Genomic DNA, 21,742 nt, shown 5'->3' with positions numbered 1-21,742 from the left:
GAGCCCTGCGACGCGAGCGCGCCCTGCCCGGCCTGATCCCTGCCGACAGGGCAGCTACAGCGCTGCAGTACCTCTCGGAACAGGGTTGGCCGACCAGCTTCCTCGCCGGGCGGCCGGCACGACCACCCACACGATCGCCGCCATCCGCGGCCTCGAACGCCGAAGGACCTCCATCGCCCTGGACCGCAGGATCCAGCGCCTCACCGCTCACCTCCGCGCCAGCACTCAGGCCGACTACGGCATCGCCACACACCGCAGCCGCCGTGCTCAAGCCGCCGCACGGCAGCGAAACCAGCCGAGGACGTCTGCGATCACCGTTCCCGGACCGCGGCAGACATCCTGATCCACCGATGGCGGTGCGGGCTGCCTTCGTCCGCCCCCGTCAGCAGAGCGCCTCTGCCGAACTGTGACTGAGCGCGGTACCTGGCCTGGATAGCCAACTCCGATGCTCAACATTGCGGCAGGTGCATGGCGGGCAACGGCTGGTGCGGCCCCGTGCCGCGTGGGTGAAGCTTCTGCACCACCCCTCGAACGGCCCCGCCGAGCGGGAGCATGAGCTACGTGGCGTTCGACGCCTGGGGGTGGGAGTTCGTGAGGCAGCCGACACGGCCTTGTACTCCTGCGGCTGCCGCGAAGTAGCAAGGAGTTCTACGTCATCAGGTGCAACTCGGCCTGTATCGGATTCTTGGCGTCGTCAGTCGCACAGCCGGCCCTCGGTGGTAGCGGTGAGTGCCTGGACATGTGACAGGGCGATACGGCGGCGCGTGAGATCGACGTCTGTGATCTTGACTGTGAGGGCGTCGCCGACCTCGGCGACGTCTCTGGACGATTCATCCAGCTCGCTGGTGTGCACGAGCCCCAGGAAGCCGTCCTCTCGGTCCTCGATGCGGACGAAGACGCCGAACGGGACGATCTTGGTGACCGGCCCGATGACCACCTCGCCGATCCTTTGCGCTACCTGCGGCCACGGGTCTTCCTGCACCGCTCGGAGCGACAGAGGCACCCGTTCCCGGACCATGTCGACGTCGAGGACCTCGGCTGTGACCTCCTGGCCGACGCTGACGACGTCGGACGGGTGGTCGAACGGGCGCCAGGACAGCTCCGGGATGTTGATCATTGCGGTGAAGCCGCCGATCTCCACGAAGGTGACGCCGAAGCTGGCGATGTCCGTCACCGTGCCGGTGACGACCTGGCCTCGCCGCAGGGTCTTCAGGAACGCCCAGTCCCGGTCGCTGGGCGTCGGCTCGGTCTGCCAGCGAGCGCGAAGAACGCCGTCGCTGTCGGGTAGCACAGCGGTGAACAGCGGGAGATCTTCACCGGCGTACATGGATACGACGCCGGCAGCACGTGCGTCGGCGAGCTGGGAGGTCACTGCCTCGAACTGGGTCTCGTCCACGACCGTGCTCGTGATCTGGCCGTCCTCGTCCTCCCAGACGATCTCCACGAGGCCTTCGTCGGGCAGGGCGGCCACGGCCGTGTCGACGTCGGTGAGCAGGTCTGGCCAGATCGCCAGCTGTGCGCGCGGGGCCAGCTTGGAGCGCACGGTCTCGATGGTGTCGCGGGTCACCCGGTGCCACCGGGAGGCGTTGCCGGCGAATACTTCCTCCAGGAACACGGCGCGGTGGGCACTGACGGTCCAGCGGAGGCGGCCCCAGAAGTCGGCGTCGGCCGGCCGCTGCACGTAAGAGGGGTCGTCGGGGACGAAGTCGTACGGTGAGGCGTCTAGGCGTTCCGAGAACAGGCCGAGCGCGCGGGTACGGGCCAGTGCGGCTTCGCAGGGCTGGTTGCTGCCGATGTAGATGTACTGATCCCAGCCGACGTGCACGGCGAACGCTTCACCTGCCTCCAATCGGCACCAGGCGCCGTTGTCGCGGAGCATGGACCGGACAAGTTCCAGGCCGACGGGGATGGGCACCAGAGCGCCGTCGTGGAACCCGGCCAGGCCGGCCGGGAACAGGTCGGCCAGGCCGTAGCCGTCAACCGGCGGCTCCAGACCGAAGTGGGCGAAGCCTCCGATCTGTGGCTCGCGGATCTCCAGCTGGTCAATCCCCGCCACCTCCGCGAAGGCGGCGATTGCCGCCAGGTAGGCCTCCTCGACCGGCCCGTGGTCACTGGCCGTGTCCTCAGCACCGGTGTAGTGACCGCGCTCGTCACGGTGGGCGGGGTCGTACTTGGTGATCCGGTAGACGAACGGCGGCACGCTGCTCCCTGGGCGGTCTGAAGGGGATCCCAGCGTAGGTTCCGCTGCTGGGTCCGCGGTCAGGATTTTCGGAGGAACAGCCCAGGTAGACAGCTGACCAGGATGATCCACGCGCTACCGTGCGCGCCAACTCTCACGCTCAAGCGCCAACTAGCGTGCTCAAGCGCCCACTATCGCGCTCAGTCACATCAGCTGTGACTGAGCGCGATAGTTGGCCGGGATAGCCGACTACCGCGCTCAGATTCGTGAGATCAGGCGGGGGCCATGCCCGTCTCGTAGGCGAGGATCACCGCCTGGCCCCGGTGGTCGAGGCCAAACCGGGCGAGCAGCCGTGAGGCGTACGTCTTCACGCTGGCCAGGGAGATGTGGAGTTTCTCGGCGATCTGCTGGTCGGTGCGCCCGGAACCGATGAGGGTCAGGACTTCACGCTCGGAGTCCGTGAGGGTGGCGATCTTTTCGGGGGTGTCAGGCGAACTCAGAGAGGTACGCCCGCGCGCCTGGATGATCAGCGCCTTCGTGATCTCCGGTGCGTGAACGGTGCCGCCGGCCGCCACGGTGCGCACCGCAGCGGTCAGCTCCTCGGGCCGGGAATCCTTCAGCATGAAGCCCGCCGCCCCGGCATGGAGTACTTCCAGAAGGCTCCCCTCTGAGTTGAGGGTGGTCAGCGCCAGAATTCGCGGCGGGACCGGGAGCCGCATCAGGCGGCGGGCCGCTTCGCTCCCTCCGCCAGCGCCGTCGAAGTTCATGATCACTACATCCGGCTCGTGCTCCTTGGCGGCATCGAGTCCCTGGGAGGCGTCGGCAGCCTCACCGACGACCTTCATCCCGTCGGCGGCCTCCAGCACGATAAGCAGGCCGGAGCGAATGGCGGCCGCCTCATCGACGATCAGTACCCGGATCACACGCTTCCCCTTCATCGCGGTGCAGCGCCTTGCTGCACGTCAGCTCAGTGATCACTACCCGTGCCGCCATGGGCCACGCTGAGTCCGAAAACCCGTCACACAGGTCCCACTCATCCGGGGGGCACAGGCGTCACCCGGTCGGGTCCGCAAACGCAGAACAGTACCTGCTCAGGGTGATCCACCCGCTACCTTGCGCGCCAACTATCGCGCTCAGGTGCCAACTAGCGTGCTCGAGCGCCAACTATCGCGCTCAGTCACAGCCCGGTGATCGCATCCCTACGGCGGAGTAACCGATTCGCCTTGTTCGATTTTCGTTCGATAATCTGGAGGAGAGGTTTCAGTCATAGCGGCCGAAAAAGGACGTTCTTGTGGAGGTGTGCCATGAACTGTGGGGTGCACCTGCACGTGGCCAGCGGCTACTCCGCCCGCTCCGGGGCCTCCCACCCCCGGGACCTGGTCCGTCGCGCGGCCGAGCGAGGCGTCGGCACGCTCGCGCTGACCGACCGCGACACCGTCACCGGCACCGTGCGGTTCGCGAAGGCAGCCATCGACGACGGGATCCGCCCCCTCTTCGGTGTCGACGTAGCCGTCGCCCCCCACACGCCCGTCCGCCCCAGCGCGACAACCCGTCCACGCACGCCCGTGCGCGGCGGCGCGCATGTGGTGGAGCCGCGGTTTCGGGTGACGCTGCTCGCTCGCAACGCCGCGGGATGGGGGCGGCTGTGCCGGTTGGTGTCGGCGGCGCACGCTGGTGCGGCGGGCGGCCCGCCGGTGGTGTCGTGGGAGGCTCTCGCCCGGTACGCGGGCGAGGACCTGGTGGTGCTGCTGGGGCCGGTGTCGGAGCCGGTGCGTGCCCTGTCAGGCGGGCGTCCGGATATCGCCGAACGGCTGCTCGCGCCGTGGCGCGAGATGGTGGGCGCGAACCTGCGGCTGGAAACGGTGTTCTGGGGTCTGCCCGGGACAGGGCCGGGTTCGCTGCGCCTGGCCGCCCGCACCCTCGGCCTCGCCGACCGACTGGGGATCCCGCGGTCCTGACGAACGCGGTCCGCTACGCCGATCCCGGCCAGCACAAGATCGCCGACGTCCTGGACGCGGCACGCCTGCTGCGTCCGATCGACCGGCGGCGGCTGGACTGTGGCCAGCGGTGGCTGACCGGCCCCGGTGAGATGGCGGCCGCCGCCGAGCGGATCGCGCAGGCCGCCGGTGCCGGCCGCAGCTCCAGCACCCGAAGCCGCACCCTCACCGAAGCCACCGCCCACACCCGACCGCTGGCCACCGCCGCCTACGAGCTCTACGACCAGCTCGCCCTGCAACGCGCCCGCGTCCGCAGCATCAGCCTGCGCGCACACAACCTCCACCCCGCCAGCGCAGCCACCCAGCAGCTCACCCTCGACCTACACGACGACCGCGCCTTGGCGATCGAAGCGGTAACCGACCGCGCCCGCGCCCGCTACGGCCCCGGAGCCCTACGCCCCGCCACCCTCGCCATCAGCATCGACTCGGGGAAACATCGCAATCCCTGATTCAGGCCTTTCTCGCTTGGCAAGGTCGGGCGCGCGATGCCCGGCAGGTCGGCCCTTATCGCGCCCTTGGGCGGGTGAACACGAGGTTGGCGTGCCGCTGAAGGCCGTCGCCCTCGAACTGGCTGCTTGCCAACTCCCACCCGATGCCAGTCACGTCCTGGATGGCCTTGGCCAGATCGACGTCGTGCTTGGTGGGGCGTGGGTAGAACTTCCGAATGAAGACGGTATCCCCACGCTTCCATGCATCGCCAGCGGCAACCCCAATCGGAGGTATGGCAAGCCTTTTCAGCAGCTTGATCGACGCCTCATCCAGACTGCGGTCTTTGGGAGTTCGGACTCTGACGAGCCGGCCCTGTGTCCCGAGACCGTGGAGGAACTGGACGCCTTCCGCCGTGAGCACGAGAGCACCACCATCTGGTGTGGCACCAAATTCGAGGGCGGCTGCGGCCGCCGGCTCACGACGCGCCGCTGTACCGACAAGATCTGCCACTTCGCCCACTACGGAGCGGACGGCGCCGGTCAGCGCTGCGGCCGCACGGCAAAAGGCAAGGACAGTGCGGATCACCTCTTTGCCAAAGCCCACCTGGCGGCATGGCTGCGCGCCCACGGGCTGACTGCAGAGTTCACCTACCCCGAGCCGCTGGGCTCTGCGGTGCGGGCACAGCTGGATGACGGACGGACCTTCCTGCTTCACCTCGACCGTAGCCGCCCCGTCGCCTGGGACGACGATGCTGGGAGATCGTCCTGGGACCCGGCGTGCCTGTTATCACGGACATTCTGAAGCAGCGCGGGTACATCCACCGGATCCGCTTCGAGGACCGGCCTGGCGGCGGCCGCGTGATGAAGTTCGGCACCGAGCTCCCCGGTCAGGGCACCATCTGGGACAGCCTGGACAAGGTCACGCTCACCCACGAGGGTCTTGCCACTGTGGCCAGGCCCGACGGCGTCCGCATACCCGTGTCCGAAGCCTCCCGAAGGAGCGTCGTGAGCGAGCGGGCCATCGTCACGGTCACTCGATCCCACCCGCACCCGGCGAAGGCCGCACGCCAGGACGACCCCGTCAAGCGTGCGGTGATGCACCTCGACCGAGCCCTGCGCGAGCAAACGAATCAGATCTATGACGCAATAGGCGCCATCCGGCAGCTGCTGGAGACGGGCCAGACGCCGGAGGACATCGGCAGACTGCGTCTCGCCCAGGGCCGCGCGAAGGTCTGGATTGATCAGCAGGCCGCGTACCGCCGAGAGGTCATTGGCCGGCTGAAGGACCAGCCGACCTCCGCCCTCCTGGCAGAGGCCGCACAGCTGGTAAAGGACCCGGACGCCACGCGCGAGGAACGAGAGGCCGTACGTACCGCCCAGATCCGGTACGAGGATGATCAGGCTGCCTACCGTGAGCTGGTTAAGCAGCGCGCACTCAGGAGGCAGCAGCGCGAGGCGGAGCAACACGAATGGAAAGCCGCGCAGCGAAGCCAGGATGCGGAGCGCCGCAGGCTCGCTGAGCAGGCCTTGACCGAGCGTCGTCAGGCCGAGGCGGAACAGGCTCTGGCCAAGCGTCGCCAAGCCGAGGCAGCTCAGCGTCAGGCGCACGCCGAGAAGCTCGCCTACCTGGCACTCTTCCTCTCAGGCGCCCTGAAGAAGGCGGCCCGTGAGGGGCGAACCACCACCTGGGAAGAAATCGGGCAGAAGACCGGCCAGCGGCTCCTGGGCGAGCTCGGCTACGAAGACAAGCTGGATCTGTTGGAGACGGTCGAGAAAGCCACCCTCCCCGGCAATCCCCTGTGGTCGACCGTCCTCGCCGCTGTCGGCACCGGTGAAGCGCTACGCCTTCACCGCGACACCTCACAGCGCCTTCAGCGGGCCGTCCCTGACAGCGACAGCGACCTCCTCATCCAGCTCACGGCCGACTGCGCTCAGCTCCGCCGTCAGTGGTAGTCAACCCGGAAGACGACGCGGCGCCCGACCAGGGCGCCGCCGCCCCGAAGCCACCCCTGGTCGGCGTGCCCCACCATCGGCATCGCAGCACACCAATCTGTACGGCCCGCAGCAAGCCCAGCACCTTGCAGCGCCTGGGCTGTGAGAGCGGCGGCAGGCGATTCAGCTCTCGGGCCTGGCTGGCCGGGCAGAATCGGGCAGGTATGAGCCCACCACCACAGCAGGCAGCCGCCGCGCCCCCGGCTGATCAGAGCAGCAAGAGCCGCCGCGCAGACCAAACCCGGCCAGAAGATCGAGATCGTGCGACCACCGCGTAGCTCCCAGGCCGCGCACCGGTAGTCCACACTGGGGGAAGGCGATAGGGAGGTGAAGGGGACATGAGCGTTGCCAGCCTGGCCCAGCACCACGGGCCCTGGACCGTTGAGTCGGTCCTGGCTCTGGATGAAGACCGTTCGCACCGATACGAACTCGTGGGTGAGTCGCTCGTGATGTCCCCCGCCCCCGGCCTGCGCCATCAGCGGGCCAGCTACCGCCTCCACGTCGCCCTCGACGCCGCCGCCCAGACAGCCGGCGCCACGGTGGAGGTCCTGGAAGCCATCAACGTGATCCTGCCGTCCGGGCTGGTCGTGCCGGACATCGTCGTCGCCGACGCGGGCGCGACCGCCGAGGACGGCGTCAGCATCGACGCCGAAGCCGTCCAGCTGATCGTCGAGCTCGTCTCACCCGGCAACAAGACCATGGACCGCAAGTTCAAACCCATGCTCTACGCCGAGGCCGGCATCCCCCACTACTGGCGCCTCGAATTCGACCCCGCCCCACGCCTGATCGTCAGCGAGCTCGCCGACGGCCGGTACACAGAAAAGACGATCGCCCTGCCCGGAACGACGACCCGCGTCCAGGCACCATTCGTCTTCGAGATCGACCCGGCCGGACTCACCGAACCCAAGCGACGCGGCTGAGGCCCATACGGAGGCCCGGGACATGGACCGCACCGGAGCGCTCGCCCTTCCCCAGCGCCAGCAGGTCGAGCAGTCGCGTACCGCACTGCTGGAGAAGATCTCGCGGACCCAGGACGAGCACGGCGCCGTACTGGCCCAGTACGGCGAGATGCTCACCGAAATCCTCACCCTCCTGCGCAGCGAGAACGGCCCTGCCCGCTGAGTGGTCCCCGTCCGTCACCGATCGGCCGTGAGGTCGTTGAAGAACCCGGGACGCACACTGTTCCGGGCAGGCCCTGACCGTTCTCCTGGCCGCCCGGAATAGCCCGCGGTCCTGACGCCGTCCGCCCGCCCCTGGTGACCATCCGCTGATGGGTTGATGGGTTGAAGGGTGTGTCCGCCTCACCCCACGGCGCCGGCGTCAGGACCAATTCCCCTTCCCCCTCCACCAGGACTTAGGGTCACAGTCAGCCCGCGCCGATATGGCGCGCGCGGGTCAGGCCCGGTGCCCAGGTCTCTGGGGGCAGTACCACCGGGCCGCCCCGGACTTCCGCCCACCAGGCGCCGGCAGGTCCGGCAGTGGACGCGCATTGGACACAGGTAGTCGCGGCAGGACGGATCTTCAGGCGTTCGCGCGGAATCCGGTGCCACAACCCTTGAGCTGGTCGTACTCGCGGATACACCGCCACCGCCACATCCGCTTCCGGAGTCCGTCCTACACCGGTCATCGGGGCCCCGGGCCATCCCGTTCATCGTGTGCATCACCGACACCAAGGCTTGGGCGGATGGGATGGTGAACACGACGCGACGGCCGTCGCCCAGGACCTCCGCTGGGTGTGGAAGCCTGGAGAGACGGATCCGTCATCGGGTGATGTGGGTCCTCTCGTCTGAGAGAGTCATCTTCAGCCTGCTGGCCAACAACTCGCCGAGCTTCGCTTTGAGCGCCCTGCTTCGAACTTCACCTCGTGCACGAGCACGATGCAGTCTTCGGCGTAACGCACGAACCGGTAGTTCGGCACCCATCTGGCGCCGGCACAGCCGCCGCCAGAGTGGACTCATTTCCGATTCCAGAATCGCGATTGATGCCGACTCAGGACCGAGCTGAATGTTGCCACCAGATGGAAGGAAACCCTGTTATGGCCTAAATCTTGCCTGATCGCCATCCACGTACAACATGAAGGGGGTGATCACCGGGCCAGTGTCTTTGCCTAGTGGGTGTAGTTCCACTCCTCGGTCACGGATCTCTTTCGTGGCCCATCCCTTGTCCGGAGGGAACCCCTCCTTCGCGGCTTCGTTCTGAACGTCGAAGAGAGGACGGACCGCTTCCCAGCCTTCCATCGGCTCGAACCGGCACGTAGTCCATGGCTGGTCGGAGACGGCCATGTAAAGCAAACCGACCGGAACTTTGCCGACGTATATCCGCCACTGCACGGATCTGATCTCGTTGGACTGCATCCGTAACTATCCCTGCCCCAAGTCTCGCAGCATTTGCTGCAGACTCGTTCCTGCTGGCCAATAATGGACTATCGCCTCCGCAGGGAGACGCCACTTCGCCAACACTTCCCTGTCTCTGAAGGCAGTCTTGGCTACGTCAATCCCGTACAACTCTCGAACGTGTGGAGGGACAGAGACATGATCCCATGCGTGGACGATCTCTGAGTCGACCTTGCTGAGGTCTACGGCGATGTACCCGTGTGCGCCACGCCCTGCCGTGGCGCTGCCCTCGCCATAGATTCCGATCATGACCTTGGGATCGCGGGTCAACGAGATCCATGGTGAGTTTGTCCCGTCAGCGATGTGCTGCCACGGTTGCATGTCAGCTCGCGCGCCTGGCCGCACGAGGCTCGCTGATGGCCCCTCACCCTCCCGAAGTGCGCGGAATGCGAGGGAGGAGGAGTGGGCGGAAACAGTGCCAGTGGGCTGCAGGAGCCCGCGGAGCCAGCTGAACGCCGGTCCTACAAGGCCGCTCCCTGCACCACCGACGGCACCAGCGAGAAGGTCCCACGGGTCCGTGGGCCGGCAGGGCTCTGAGTTGATCGCATAGGAGAAACCTGCGCCCACTCCGGCATTGACCATTGCCGACGCGGCGAAGCCTCGCCCGCCAGCCAGGCCAGCAGCGCGGGCCGCAAGACTTCCAGCACCGGGCATGAGCAACCCGGCGAGACCACCGACCACAGCTCCCCTGCCAGCCGACTTTGCAAGACCCGAGGCAGTGAACCCGCTGTTGCGGTGTTGCCAGCTGTAGACGGCACCCTCGACGACTGCTCCGGTGACTGCCCCGACGGCGGCGCTGACGCACAACGGACAGGCGCCGGTGGGATCAGATTGGTTGACGGGGTCGTTGTTGGCGTACGCGTAGGTGGACGAATTTGCCGCCGACGCTGTTTCTGGCCGCGGGTCGGGGCTGGTGAACCGGCCGGATTTCGTATCGTAGTCTCGGGCAGGAAGCTGGATCCGCCCCTGGGAGGCCGGGTCCTTGAAAGCACCGGTGAACCCGAACTCGCTTCCCTGCTGGCTGCCGCCGCTCGTGGCGGAAACCGGATTACCCCAGGTCTCGTACGTGTATTTGGCGTTCTCGACGCCTGCAAGGTCCCGGACGGAAGTGACGGAGTTCTGCCGATCGTGCAGGTAATAGAACGTCGAGTCTTGGGCGTTTACGGCTTGCGGCTCTCCGGACGGGCCGTACTGGTAGTTCTCCGGCCCGCCTGGCCGGAGGGTGTCGAAGTCTGTCGCGAGCCGTGGAATTCTGTTGTTCAAATCCCACGACTGGGCGCGCAGAGGCATGCCGTTCTTTTTTGTCTTTATGGGGTTGCCATCGGCGTCACGGATGTATGTGTACGTGTCAGCGCCGATATCCTTGGATTTAGTGCGGCCCAGGGCATCGTAACTATAGGTTCCAGCACTGTCCTTGGTGAGGTTGCCGTCGGCATCATAGGACTGGTTGGCGACCGAGGTACCCGTAGTGGTGGAGATCAGCTGGTCCGCTGCATCGAACACATTGGTAACTGTCAGCGTTCTATCCGACGCGGATGTCAGCCGGTTGCCAACTTTGTCGAAGCTGTACCGCTCTCCCGTGGTGCCGGGTAGACACGAGATCAGAACGCTAGTGTCCGTGCAGGCCCGGGTGAGGCGTCCGGCAGCGTCATAGTCATATCGTTTCGGGAAGCCAGCGGTCGTCGCATCCTTGAACGACTCTGACGTCACCCTCCCAGATCCGTCGCGCACGAACTGACGGGTTCCTGCTGCTTCGGTCATGGAGGCCAGACGCCCGGAGCGGTCGTAGCTCCGGGCCTCGGTGACGGCTGGAGTGGTCGGCAGGTTGGTGGTGAGCAGGTTGCCTGCCTCATCCCAGCTGTAGGTCGTCGTCTTGCCGCCAGCCGTCTGGCCAGTCATCCGACCGTCGGCATCGTAGGTGTACGACGTCGTGTACCCGTTCGGGTACGTGCGGCTGCTGACGGAGCCGTCCGCCCGGTACGTGTACTTGAACGGATCGCCAGCCCCGGGTTGGCCGATGGAGAGAGGCCGGCCAGCGCTGTCGTAGGTGAGCGTGCGGATGCCTGAGCCATCAGCGATGGTGATCGGCTGTCCAGCATCGTCGTACGTGTAGGAGACCTTCGGGGTTCCGTCGGAGAATCCGGTGGAGGTCAGCAGGTTACGGCTGTCGAACGTACTCGTGATGGTCTGTCCGCGGGCGTTGGTGACCTTGGTCCGGTTCCCATCGGGGTCGTACTCGTACTGGGAGGTCCGGTTCAGCGCGTCAGTGGCTTTGGTGCGGTGCCCGTTCTTGTCGTACTCGTATGTGTTGATGTGGCCGTTTGCATCAATGCGGGTAGCAAGGTTTCCGCTCGCGTCGAAGGTTGCCTTGGTGACGCCGCCGTCGGCTGCTGTGGTCTGGACGAGCCGATTGAGTGCGTCGTAGCCGTAGCTGGCCTTGTTCCCCTGAGGATCCGTTTGCTCGACCAGGTTGTTGAGTGCGTCGTAAACTTTGGCGGTCTTATTACCTAAGGGGTCGGTCTCACCGATGAGGTTTCCGACTGCGTCGTAGGTGCTTCGCCAGGTGTACTGAGATGGATCCGCGCCGACAGCGTTTCCTCGGGGATCGGTCCGGGAGGTCTGTCTCCCGGATACGTCGTAACCGTACGTGGTCTTGAAGCCGAGAGGCGTAGATTCAGAAGTCCGGTTTCCGTCCCAGTCGTAGGTGTACGACAGGGTGTTTCCGTTGGGGTCCTTTACTGCTGTCAGATTGTTGGCGGCATCGAATGTGTAGTAGGTGACTTTGCCGAGTGCGTCGGAGGTCTCGACGAGATTGCCGACTCCGTCGTACTTCTTCTTCGTGACTCTGCCGAGAGGGTCAGTGACGGAGACAGGCCGGTTTTCTGCATCGTAGGTCGTGGTCGTCGTCTTACCCGCTGGGTCGGTCGCACTCGTCTGGTTGCCGACCTTGTCGTAGCCGTAGCTCCAGCTGAATGATGCCGGGTTACCGCCGGAGACGTTTCCGCGAGGGGTGATCATCTGAATCAGGCGACCAGCCTTGTCGTATGCGTAGGTGTACTTACCTCCGTCGGCGTTTACGCGGGAGCTGATCTGCCCCATTGAGTTGTAGGTGATGGCAGTCTGATTCCCGGCAGGGTCCTGCGTAGACGTGACTCTTCCGGCTGCATCATAGGCGTATGAAGTAACTTGCCCGGACGCGTTTGTGACTGACAGAAGATTTCCTGCGTCATCGTATTTACGGCGCGTTAGCCTACCCTTCGGATCTATTACCCCGGTTAGGCGGCCAGCAGCATCGTACTCGTAGGTCGTGGTGAAGTCAGGGGGGCTAACTGCTGGAAGATTTCCGCGCGGATCCGTCACGGTACGCACTCGCCCGGCGAGATCAAACGTTCGCGTCTCGCGCTGCCCACCAGGCAGCGTTATGGACGTCTGACTTCCATTTGCATCGTACCCGAACGACGTCTCCCTTCCCTCCGTAGTCTTTATCTTCTCAAGTAGAGACGCAGAGTTGTACGTGTACTGAGTCCAGGCTCGCCGACCGTCGTATGCAGTAGTGAGGCGTCTGTTTGAGTCAATATCGAACGAAAGTGAATTCCCGTTACCGTCGAACGCCGATCGCAGTTCACCTTGCGGGCCATACGTCACACTCTTGGATGTGATCGGCCCCTCATAGGCGACTGGTCGACCTTTAATATCAAAGTGAGTCTCGAACCTTCGACCAAGGGCATCCGTAAGGGCAATGGGATCGAGGTGGAAGCCGTACTCGAACGACGTTCGGTTCCCGAATGGGTCATATTGAGCAAGCAGGGAATTGTTCCAGTGGACGTCCGTCCAGATTCCACCGTCCGGCATGGTGACGTCGGTGGCCGCGCCATTGTACGTAAATTTCACCTTTCCGGTCATGGCACTTGCGCTTTGCTCGGCGACTCGCCCGGAAGAGTCGTAGGAGTTTTGGACAGCAACGCGGCCGCTCTTGTCCGTGACAGAGGACAGTCGCCCTTGACCGTCGTAGGCGTATCCGACCCGCTTTCCGGCACTGTCGACGAATGCCGTCATCCGGCCGGCAGTGAACTCATATGCGACCTTGCTGCCGTCCGGAAATGTTACGCCAGTCAGCTGGTTACCGGAATATTCGAATCGGGCGGAACGGCCAGTATCCGTAGTGACCGACATAAGGCGCCCAGCTTCATAGCGGTATGTGGTCTTCCGCTGCTGCCGGTCGCGCCGTTCGGTAACTCTTCCCCCATCGTCGAAAGACATGACTTCGCCACCGCGCGACTTGAGTTCGTACCCTGCGGAGGTCCGAGTCAACTCTGAATGAGCAGTGGCAGGCGGCTCAAACCCTCCACTCGTCGACTTCTTGAATTGGTACTGAGATCCGTTCTCCGAACGGAACGTGATGTCTCCGTTTTGCCCGAACGAGAGGCCCGCATCCCAGGAAGCCGACCAACCTGGCCCAAGTGTCCCAGAGTATGTATTGTTCGACGAATAGCTACGCAAAAACTCAACGGGACTATCGGCACCGAGTGCTTCACCGTCTTTGGCTACTTGACTGAACGCCCCTGTCGCAGTGTTTACTCCGACACCTTGATAGCCGCTGCAGGAAGCAGCGCTGGCACTGTTGTAATGGCAGTTTTGTCCGAAGGTATTCGGAACAGCCATTTCCGCCTGGCCTGTTCCATTGATGCTGACCCCATCGCCAAAGATCCACCCCGCGTCTGGAAGCTTTCCATCCGATTCGCCCAAGACGGCCACGCCGGTAACCATCGGCTCAGATTGCACGAAATTTGGATCTGCAGCCGCAGCCCGTGCGAGTGCATTAAGGCAGGCACTTGCCTGAAAGGTAAACGAGTAAGTGACGAACGTGCCTCTTACTCCGCGATCTCTGTAGTTTATACTGGGTGCGACTACGGAGATTGGATCACTCCAGATTCCAGGCCCGTATGTAACGTCGCTGCGGCGGGTTGCGCACCTCCACCCTAGGCGTACTCTGACGCTCTGCGGTGGCCACGGCTGTGCTGCACCCGTGTTGTGATAAATCTCAGCTTTTATGGTGAAAGTCTCTCCATCGCGAGGCATGATCCCTTCGGACCGTTCACCATTAGCCTCGTTTACTCCTCTCAGGTTCCCTCCTGAATCCCAAAGTTCAAGTCTTTGCGAAACGGCAGTCAATCCCCCTTCCTTGAAGTTTTCTGACTTCATTCCATTGGAATCCTCTGCGGTATGGGTATACCCGGAACCCTGAGGCGTTGACTTACCATTCTCGGTAATATTTCTGGGTTCGCCGCCTGCCGCCAGATTGTAGTCTGCAGCCACCTGTTTTTGGCGCTCAGTGAAAGTCTGCGGCGTTTGCTGAGGGGGCCGATTGACTGGACTGTTGGTAGCGGATTCCGCCATGGCGGGCAATGGGGTAAGTGATGAGAGGAGGAGCGCCAGGCACAACATGAAGGAGGCTCTGGCAGTTCGCTCTTTCATTCCATGATCCATTTCGGCTCGTTTGCGAAGTGTCGCAGTCGATATCCGGTCGACGATCCTGTGATCTTCGCGCAGCGGGAAGATCGTTCCGCATTGAGATCTTGGAATGGCTTATTCCTCCCTGCCTACCGTCCGGGAATCCATCCTTGCCAAAGCCTTGCCCTATCGCATGGCTCTCAAGAGGAGCGCCCGCGCGAGGCTGCGGCCGAGGTCGGACCGTGCCGCTGCTGTGCAGCCAGCCGAAGCCACAGCGGACGCACCGGCCGGTTGAGGCCTTCCAGCCCTGAATCACCACGCAGAAGAAGGCCACCAGGCCACCCACGGACCGGCACACGAACAGCGAGGCCTTACGCAGCGGCGAGCGCCTCATCGGCGAAGCCAAGGGCCACCTGAGTGGCCTGGGCACGGACCTGAACACCGCCTACGGACAGCTTCTGAGGCGGGTGACGGCCAGGAAATCGTCGGGGCGGCGGGCCCTGGGCGACTTCTCCGAACCGCAGACCCTCCACTTCATGCACCCGGCGGTGAATGCCCCGCCCTCCGCACTCCAGAGGTGGAACATCCCCGTGCGGGCGTCTTCTCGTGCGAGAAAGGGCCCGAGGCTCCCTTCCCTCGATGGGTGCCCTTCGGAGCATGGCAAATACCCAGGTGGGCATCCCTGGGGAGGTCTGATGGGCGGCTGCACGTACCACTCGGACGGGGCCACGGCTCGGCACCCTAGGGTTCCGGCTCTTCCCTACGACAGGGCGCGCGAGGAGCGCACCCTCTGTTGGCGGGAGCTCAATTCGCACCCTGTCCATACGGGCCCGCAGGCTGAGCGGTCCTACCGTGGTGGGATGAGAGCTCTGTCGGCTACACAGCGAGGACGCTGGAGCCACGCCGGCAGCGGTCCGGCCGGGGGACTTGGACTCGGGTTCACCTCGCTCCCTCGGCATGTGCAGGTCAAGCCCGTTGCGCGCTCGCCCCGCACAGCCGGCCCGGCCCTCTCGTTCCCCGGAGCGGAGCCGGATCGTCATGGGCCTGGCTTTATTCACCGGTTGGGGGATCAGGCACACATTCCGTGAGAGCGGGTGGACGCGTCTCTTCTGATCGGCAGACTGGAGCGATGCGGATAGAGAGCGTCGTCGGGATCCAGGCAGTCCGGCTCGCCGTGACGGTCGGTGCAATCATCATTGCTCCGGTTCTGTTGGTCGCCGGGACTCTGTTGCGGCGCCGGATGTTGCGCCGCTACTACTGCGAGGACGGTCCGGGGCTCGTGAGCAAAGAGGACGGTTGGGTGAGCCCGGGGTATTTCGTCGTCACGAACGCGGTTGTTCGAGCCCTCTGCTGGCCGTCGGATTACGTACTCCGACGGCTTCGTCCTGCCTGAGCAGGACGGTCATGGGGCAGCGGTGAGAAGTACCCGTTTACGGAGGAGCCGGAGCTTGGCGCGGCCGAACATCTGACGTTTGATCATCTTGATGTGGTTGACGCGGCCTTCGACGGGACCGGAGTTCCACTGGCTGGTCAGGCCCTGGATGACGGCGTCCCAGTCCTTCTCCAGGCCGGTGGCAAAACTGTGCAGGCCGGGCAGGTCTTCGGCGCGGACGGCGGCGATCCAGCCTTTGAGGTGTTGGCCTGAGCGGGTGGTGAGGATCTCGGCGAACCCACGGACGAGTCGGCTCGTTGCATCGAGTTCGGGGCTGCGAGCGAGGACTTCAGCGAGCCGTTGGCGGTCTTGGTCCCGGAGTCGGTCGGGGTGACGCATAATCCAGCCGGTGATCTGGCGGACACCTGGTGGTGCCGGGCCGACGACGCGGATGCGCTGTCGGCGGCGGGGCCGCAGGTAGTCGCTGATGGTCTGGTAGTGGCCCCGGTAGCCGAGTCCTTGGAGTTCGGTGTGCAGGTCGATAGCGTTCGTGCAGCCCTCTGACCAGCGTTTGTCCAGGTGTGCCTTGTAGGGGTCGAGCTGGCTGGGTCGTGGTTGTCGTCGTCCGGCCAGGAGCTGTTCAGGGGCTTCGGCGCGGGCGGTGCGGCGGAGGGTGTTACCGCCGATGTGCAGTTCCCGGGCGATCTCGCGGATGCCGTGCCCCTGGGCGAGCAGGGCGTGGACGGCGGTGTGGCGTTCGCGGATGCGGGCTTCGATCGGAGACATCGCTTTGTCCATGCTTGCCGGGCCGGCAGTGGAGATATTCGCGATGCTGTCCGGTCCGGTGGACGGTTTGAGAGAGGCGTTGTGCCGGCGGACGCTGGTCTCGACCGCGGTGCCGAGGTTCTGCCAGATGTGAAAGCGGTCCGCGACCTGCACTGCTTGTGGCGCGCCGGTGCGGGCGCCGTCGGCGTAGGAGCCGCCTCGGTCACGACAGATGATCTCCACGCCTGGGTGCTTGCGCAGCCAGTTCGCCAGCGTCTTCGCATCCCGGCCCGGCAACAGGTCAAGAGGCTGGCCGGTCGCGCAGTCGATGATCACCGTGCCGTAATACTGTCCACGGCGGGTCGCGAAGTCATCGACGCCCAGCACTCTCGGCTCCGGCCAGGGCGGGTCAGGCAGGGCCATCACCAGCCGTAACAGTGTCGTTCGGCTGACCATGCTGTCCAGCACCACGGCAAGTCGTGCACCCGCCCGGCCTGCAAGAGCGACGGCTACCGCTTCCAGCGTCCGACGCGACGCCGGTGTCCGTCTGCCATACCGGACGGTCAGCCCCTCGACCTGTTCGACAAATGTGCGCCGTAGGCAGTCAGTGTTCTCGCAGTACAGGCGGCGCACGGTCAGCTCGACCAGCGCCGGCTTACCGCCGACCGGGGTATCGGCCAGCCGCCGCTCGTAACTGCTGTGCACCCGGCTCGACCGAACCGAGCAGTCCGGGCACGGCACACCACGGCTCCGCGTCCTGGCCGAGACCCGTACCGTCCCGCACTCAAGGAACACCCGCTCCACCAGCACCGCGCTGAAGTGCGGAAACAGCACCGCTATGAGGTCATCACACCGCACCACGGTCCCAGATGACGGGACATCACCGTGGCGGAACGACGTTGATCGCCCTCACGGAATGTGTGCCTGATCCCACAACTCGCGAATAAAGCCATGGTGTCGGTCCGACATCTACCTTCGCACGGTGAGTCACTATGCGATGTCAGCCGAGGATGCACTCGCGCTTCTGGAGCGGCTTCATGCCCACGGCGTAGATGCGTGTGTGGGTGGTGGGTGGAGCGTGGATGCACTGCTCGGGGAGCAGACGAGAGATCATTCCGACCTTGATCTGTGGGTGCCGGCCGTACAACTTGACCAGCTGTTCGTTGCGTTCGGGGAGACCGGCGTCGACCGAATCTTCCCGTGGCCTGGTGACAGGCCGTGGAACTTCGTTCTGCACGACGGCGTAGGGTTGCGGGTCGACTTGCACCTCTACGAGTCTCTTGCGGATGGATCGCTGCACTACGGATCCGTGGTGGATGGCGCTGCCTTTCCGGCTGAGGCACTCGCCGGACACGGTTTCATCGCCGGGACCGCGGTGCGTTGCGAGTCGGCAGAGTGGGCGGTGCGCTGCCATACGGGATACCCGGCTCGTGATGTCGATCGCCACGATGTCCCCTTGCTGTGCCGAAAGTTCGGGATTCCACTGCCGGAGAGTTTTGAGCCCTGAGTCCCCCAGACCATTTCATGTGGATCACACGGCTGACCAGATGAAGACGGCGGCGAGGTGGAGCGCAGCGAGGTAGGAGTTTGCTGCACCCCTGGCAGGACGGTCGGCTCGCTGGTCACTTGGCCTCCCGGCTCCCGACCGTTGGTGGGCCGAGGCCCGTTTCACCGCGCGTGGGGCTCGCGCGAGGTCCTGGACGCCGTCCTGGTCCGCCCCGCGGCTATCGCCGAGAAGTCGGCGGACCACGCCGACCTGTTCCGCTACCCCTTGCCATTCCAGCGGCTGCGTACGGACGTGACGCCCGACGACGTGTCCGTGCTCGTGTCGTCCGGTAGCCGCCGCAGGCTTCGTGGCGGGCCATTCCATGGCCGCAGGCTGGGCCGGAAGGAGGCCGCACTGCGTGCTGTTCACCCACGAGCGGGCCCGCGCGTCCGGTCTCCCGGCGACCGAGGGCAAGCGCGACGATCCGAGGTGGCCGGCGGTCGCCCGCCGTTTTACGGCTTCGACATCGAGCACCCGGGAGGTGGAAGCGCTGGAGCCGGACGAACTCCAGCGCTTGGTCCTCGCCGCTGTCGACCCGTACATCGACCGCGACGTCCTCGACCGCGACGTCGCGCGGGAGCAGGAGCAGCACCGCGCTCTCGCCGGTTTCCTGGGCGGCCGGGACACGGCGGCCGACGGACCGTTCTAGCGCTGGACCGGTCCCGCTGCGCCCGGGGGAGGCGTGGTAACCCGGGTCGTGACGCGGCGGGGCGCGCTGCCTTCTCTCTCGGGGTGTCTGCCGGGGCGTGGTGTCGTTGCGGTTGGTGAGGCCGTACGGTCGCAGGTGTCGGCCGGCGCAGGGTTCGGCCCGGGAACGGGAGGCGTGGTTGGAGTTGCCGAGGGTGACGGTGAGGCCTGAGCCGGACGGAGTGTGGGTGGTCGTCTGCTCCGGGGAGTTCGACCTGGACACGACGGGGAAACTCGCGGCCGCCTGTGACCGCGGCGCCGCCGACGCCCGGCTCCTGGTGCTCGACGTCACCGGGGTGACGTTCGCCGACTCATCCTTCCTCAACGTCCTGATCCGGCTGAACAACAGCCGCTCCCTGGTCCTGGCGGGGCCGCTGCCGCACCAGCTGGAGCGGCTGCTGGAGATGACGGGCGCGCTGGCCCTGTTCACCATCCGCGACGGCCAGACACCGACGGCCTGACCCGGCCCGTGGCTGGCTTCCCTAGTCAGGGGGCGTCGGCGGGCGCTCGACGACGACCAGCAGCCACTCGTCGCCCCGCGCCTCCACGGTCAGGCCGGCCGCACGGAGTGCTGCTGCCATGGCCAGCCCGAAGGCGCGCCGCAGCCCGGGTAGCTCGGCAGGGGCGGGAGGCCGACGGCCGCGGCGGGGGCCCCGGCGGCGGGGCCGGGCGAGTTCTTCGGGCATCCAGCCGACCATGACCCCGCGGGCGTGCCGGATCAGGTGGACTCCCTCGGCCCCGGTGGTGATCTCCTCGAACCCCGCGTCCGACAGGACCGCCCGCACGCGAGCCAGCAGCTCCTCGCCCTGATCCTGATCATTCATGCGGTGACCCTAGAGCGCCTTGATCCGGAACGAGCCGGCCGGGGGCCGCCGGTCAGGTGTGGATGCGGCTGTTGGGGCCGTCCTGGCCGTCGGCCATGTCCTCGTTGAACCAGTAGTCCCCCGCGGCGAGGTAGCGGAAAGAGTGGCTGCTGTCCTTGGGGAGTTCCACGGTGACGGCCCGCTGGCCGTCCTTGCGCGGGGTCAGGGCGTGGACGCCGGGGCGCCAGTCGTTGAAGTCGCCGACCACGCTCACCTCGGCCGCAGGGCTGTCGGCGGGCAGGACGAAGGTGACCTTGGCGGAGTTCTTGCGCAGGGCGCGTTCCAGCACGGCAGCTCTCCCGAGGGGCGAGAAGGGGTGGGGCGGGATCCGTGCCCATGCTCGACGCCGGGCACAACCTCGGCCCGGTGACGCCGCCGTCTCGGTCGCAGGGTCACCCACCCGCCACACCTGGCACGCCCGAGGAGCCGCCGCGTGTGACAGTCCACGTGGGAAGACCGGACGACGGGTTGCCCCACGCAAGCAGGGCCCGGTCGGCGCCCGGTAGCCACACCGGCCGGGCCCTGCGCCACACCACGCAGCCCCCGCTCGGCTGTGCAACACCGGCACTGCAACACGCCTGCGCGTTGCACCCCTGACCTGGACGAAAGCGACTCAACAGTCGTCAAGGGGTCCATGTTGCAGCCCGTGTTGCACCGCCGTCCCGCGCTGGAGGGCAAGACGAAGGCCCCGGGGGTCACGACGCCCCGGGGCCTCCACTTCGCTGACCTCCCCGCTCAACGACGAGCCAGGCAACCTGTCACGCCCAGTCCACCCCCAGCTGCGCGAGGGCGCCGAGCTGGTCGGCGGTGAGCTTGTCCCGCCGGCTCTTGGTGTTGGAGACCCACACGCCCAGCTTCACCACCACCGGCTCCGCCTCGCCCTCGACCGTGATCTCTTCGCCGTGGGCGCGGGGTACCGGCCGGTCCGCCCCTTCCCGCTCTACCCACTGCGCAAGGGCCGCCAGGCCCCGCTGGAATGCCTGCTGCGCCTTGCTCGGCCCCTTCGCCTCGCGGCTGGCCGCAGGGGCGGGAGCGGGCGCCTGGTCGGGCTGCACGCCGAGCGCGGTCAGTCGTTCCTGCTGCTCGGGCAGCAGCCGCGCCCAGGTAGCCGGCTGCTTCTGCTGCTGGAGCCACCGGCCGATGTCGTCGCCGTCCCACAGCACGCCGGGGGCGATGTCGGGCAGCTGTCCGTCGGCGTCGACGAGGTCGGCCAGGACGCGGTGGTGGCGCTGCCAGTCCAGGGGCCAGGGGCAGTTCCAGTCCTTGTCGATCGCGGCGAGCTGCGCGGCCCGGGTGGTGGCGGTGTCCTCGTCCTTCCCGAGGCCGTTCTTGGCGCCCTTGCGGCGGAGGTTGGCCATGTACTGGCCGACGGGCACCATCTCGTCGTCCTCACCCCACATAGCGTCCTGCCGGGGCGCGAGGTGCCCGGTGGCCCGCCGGTACGAGCGGAGCACGGCGAGCTTGGCCTCCCACGCCTCCTCGCCCGGCTCCCACACCATCCCGGCATCCGGCGCGTCCAGGAGAACCTTGCGCCGGTCCTCCAGCTCCCCGGCGCGCAGGGCCTTGCGCTGCTGGTGCACCCACCGGCCGAGCGGGAACGCCTTGGTGACGCCGACCTCGACCTCCACGTCATAGGGCACGGCGCGGACGCCGGTGATCTCGTTCTCCGCCCGCCACCGCAGCAGGGCTTGGTAGCCCTCCAGCCAGACCAGCGACTCCGGCTGGTAGACGCGGGTGCGCAGGAACGCGGCGATGGTGGCGGCGTCCCGGGGGCTGGAGAAGTGCAGCAGGGCCGGCTCGGCCGCGGCGTCGGTGTCGTCCTCCTCTTGGTCCTCGCCCTCCCCGCCGCCGGCCCCGACGATCCGCCCGTCCTCGTCGCGCCGGACGTGCAGCTTGCGCTTCCCGCTCGTCAGGGCGCGGGAAGCGAGCTGCTCGACCAGGCGGTCGTCATGACTGCGGAGGCCCTGGAGGACAGCTACAAGAGGGCGGAAGCTGGCGGAGGCGACCATGTCGGTCGGGTCCTCGTTCGGCTCCAGGAAGATGGGCACGATGATCCGGGCGATCTTCGT

Annotated in this window: 15 protein-coding genes and 2 pseudogenes; 9 read left to right on the top strand and 8 right to left on the bottom strand. The window is 66.1% G+C overall.

Annotated elements, in window-relative coordinates; translation table 11 throughout:
- Positions 1-694 precede the first annotated feature (694 nt).
- On the bottom strand, positions 695-2,200 hold the full coding sequence (locus tag AB0M92_RS37135; RefSeq protein ID WP_366106785.1) for a S1 RNA-binding domain-containing protein: 1,506 nt from the start codon (positions 2,198-2,200) through the stop codon (positions 695-697).
- Between the two features lie 251 nt (positions 2,201-2,451).
- Complete coding sequence (locus tag AB0M92_RS37130) at positions 2,452-3,102, bottom strand: response regulator transcription factor (RefSeq protein ID WP_366106784.1); 651 nt, start codon at positions 3,100-3,102, stop codon at positions 2,452-2,454.
- Between the two features lie 381 nt (positions 3,103-3,483).
- On the opposite strand from AB0M92_RS37130, the pseudogene AB0M92_RS37125 reads away from it, so the two are divergent.
- The 6 genes and pseudogenes from AB0M92_RS37125 to AB0M92_RS37100 all read left to right on the top strand — a co-directional run.
- Positions 3,484-4,313 (top strand): annotated as a pseudogene (locus AB0M92_RS37125) (PHP domain-containing protein); the annotation flags it as partial.
- Positions 4,290-4,625 carry a hypothetical protein gene (locus AB0M92_RS37120; RefSeq protein ID WP_366106795.1) on the top strand — a complete coding sequence of 112 codons (336 nt, stop codon included), beginning with the start codon at positions 4,290-4,292 and terminating at the stop codon, positions 4,623-4,625. The pseudogene AB0M92_RS37125 and the gene AB0M92_RS37120, both read left to right, overlap by 24 nt.
- Positions 4,626-4,716: 91 nt before the next feature.
- A complete protein-coding gene (locus AB0M92_RS37115) occupies positions 4,717-5,406 on the top strand; it encodes a hypothetical protein (RefSeq protein WP_366106782.1) in 690 nt (229 codons plus the stop codon).
- Positions 5,382-6,557, top strand: a complete 1,176-nt coding sequence (locus AB0M92_RS37110) for a hypothetical protein (protein ID WP_366106781.1) — start codon at positions 5,382-5,384, stop codon at positions 6,555-6,557. Before AB0M92_RS37115 ends, AB0M92_RS37110 begins: the two co-directional genes overlap by 25 nt.
- 377 nt (positions 6,558-6,934) lie before the next feature.
- Positions 6,935-7,516 (top strand): Uma2 family endonuclease, encoded by a 582-nt coding sequence (locus AB0M92_RS37105; protein WP_366106780.1) that lies wholly within the window; start codon positions 6,935-6,937, stop codon positions 7,514-7,516.
- 22 nt (positions 7,517-7,538) lie between these two features.
- Positions 7,539-7,718, top strand: a complete 180-nt coding sequence (locus AB0M92_RS37100; protein WP_366106779.1) for a hypothetical protein — start codon at positions 7,539-7,541, stop codon at positions 7,716-7,718.
- Positions 7,719-8,956: 1,238 nt separating this feature from the next.
- Here AB0M92_RS37100 and AB0M92_RS37095 read toward each other — a convergent pair.
- The 3 genes and pseudogenes from AB0M92_RS37095 to AB0M92_RS37085 all read right to left on the bottom strand — a co-directional run bounded on the left by AB0M92_RS37095 (position 8,957) and on the right by AB0M92_RS37085 (position 17,372).
- On the bottom strand, positions 8,957-13,249 hold the full coding sequence (locus AB0M92_RS37095; RefSeq protein WP_366106793.1) for an RHS repeat-associated core domain-containing protein: 4,293 nt from the start codon (positions 13,247-13,249) through the stop codon (positions 8,957-8,959).
- A 114-nt stretch (positions 13,250-13,363) separates the two neighbouring features.
- Positions 13,364-13,651: pseudogene (locus AB0M92_RS37090) on the bottom strand (DUF6531 domain-containing protein); the annotation flags it as partial.
- A gap of 2,191 nt (positions 13,652-15,842) precedes the next feature.
- The gene (locus tag AB0M92_RS37085; RefSeq protein WP_366106792.1) at positions 15,843-17,372 is read right to left on the bottom strand and encodes an ISL3 family transposase; all 1,530 of its coding nucleotides are present in this window, start codon (positions 17,370-17,372) and stop codon (positions 15,843-15,845) included.
- 187 nt (positions 17,373-17,559) lie between these two features.
- On the opposite strand from AB0M92_RS37085, the gene AB0M92_RS37080 reads away from it, so the two are divergent.
- From AB0M92_RS37080 to AB0M92_RS37070, 3 genes are all read left to right on the top strand, one after another.
- On the top strand, positions 17,560-18,084 hold the full coding sequence (locus AB0M92_RS37080) for an aminoglycoside nucleotidyltransferase (protein ID WP_366106778.1): 525 nt from the start codon (positions 17,560-17,562) through the stop codon (positions 18,082-18,084).
- Positions 18,085-18,481: 397 nt separating this feature from the next.
- Entirely contained in the window at positions 18,482-18,772 is a 291-nt protein-coding gene (locus AB0M92_RS37075) for a hypothetical protein (protein WP_366106777.1), read from the top strand.
- A gap of 193 nt (positions 18,773-18,965) precedes the next feature.
- Entirely contained in the window at positions 18,966-19,271 is a 306-nt protein-coding gene (locus AB0M92_RS37070; protein WP_366106776.1) for an STAS domain-containing protein, read from the top strand.
- Positions 19,272-19,292: 21 nt separating this feature from the next.
- Here the strand turns inward: AB0M92_RS37070 and AB0M92_RS37065 are convergent, their stop codons facing one another.
- The 3 genes from AB0M92_RS37065 to AB0M92_RS37055 form a co-directional block, all read right to left on the bottom strand.
- Positions 19,293-19,634, bottom strand: a complete 342-nt coding sequence (locus tag AB0M92_RS37065) for a hypothetical protein (protein WP_366106775.1) — start codon at positions 19,632-19,634, stop codon at positions 19,293-19,295.
- 52 nt (positions 19,635-19,686) lie between these two features.
- The gene (locus AB0M92_RS37060; protein WP_366106774.1) at positions 19,687-19,962 is read right to left on the bottom strand and encodes an isoamylase early set domain-containing protein; all 276 of its coding nucleotides are present in this window, start codon (positions 19,960-19,962) and stop codon (positions 19,687-19,689) included.
- A 469-nt stretch (positions 19,963-20,431) separates the two neighbouring features.
- The coding region (locus tag AB0M92_RS37055) for a helicase associated domain-containing protein (protein WP_366106773.1) at positions 20,432-21,742 on the bottom strand (1,311 nt) is incomplete at its 5' end.

Origin of the sequence: Streptomyces sp. NPDC051582 (assembly GCF_040681715.1) — a bacterium.
In the GTDB taxonomy this organism is placed as follows: domain Bacteria; phylum Actinomycetota; class Actinomycetes; order Streptomycetales; family Streptomycetaceae; genus Streptomyces.
Note: the sequence above shows the minus strand (reverse complement) of the source record. Positions and strands in the feature narration are given on the sequence as shown.

Excerpts from the sequence above, each read along its gene's own strand:
- AB0M92_RS37105 (WP_366106780.1), top strand. The coding sequence starts at position 6,935 with ATGAGCGTTGCCAGCCTGGCCCAGCACCACGGGCCCTGGACCGTTGAG.
- AB0M92_RS37100 (WP_366106779.1), top strand. The coding sequence starts at position 7,539 with ATGGACCGCACCGGAGCGCTCGCCCTTCCCCAGCGCCAGCAGGTCGAG.
- AB0M92_RS37095 (WP_366106793.1), bottom strand. The coding sequence starts at position 13,249 with ATGTCTTTCGACGATGGGGGAAGAGTTACCGAACGGCGCGACCGGCAG.
- AB0M92_RS37065 (WP_366106775.1), bottom strand. The coding sequence starts at position 19,634 with ATGAATGATCAGGATCAGGGCGAGGAGCTGCTGGCTCGCGTGCGGGCG.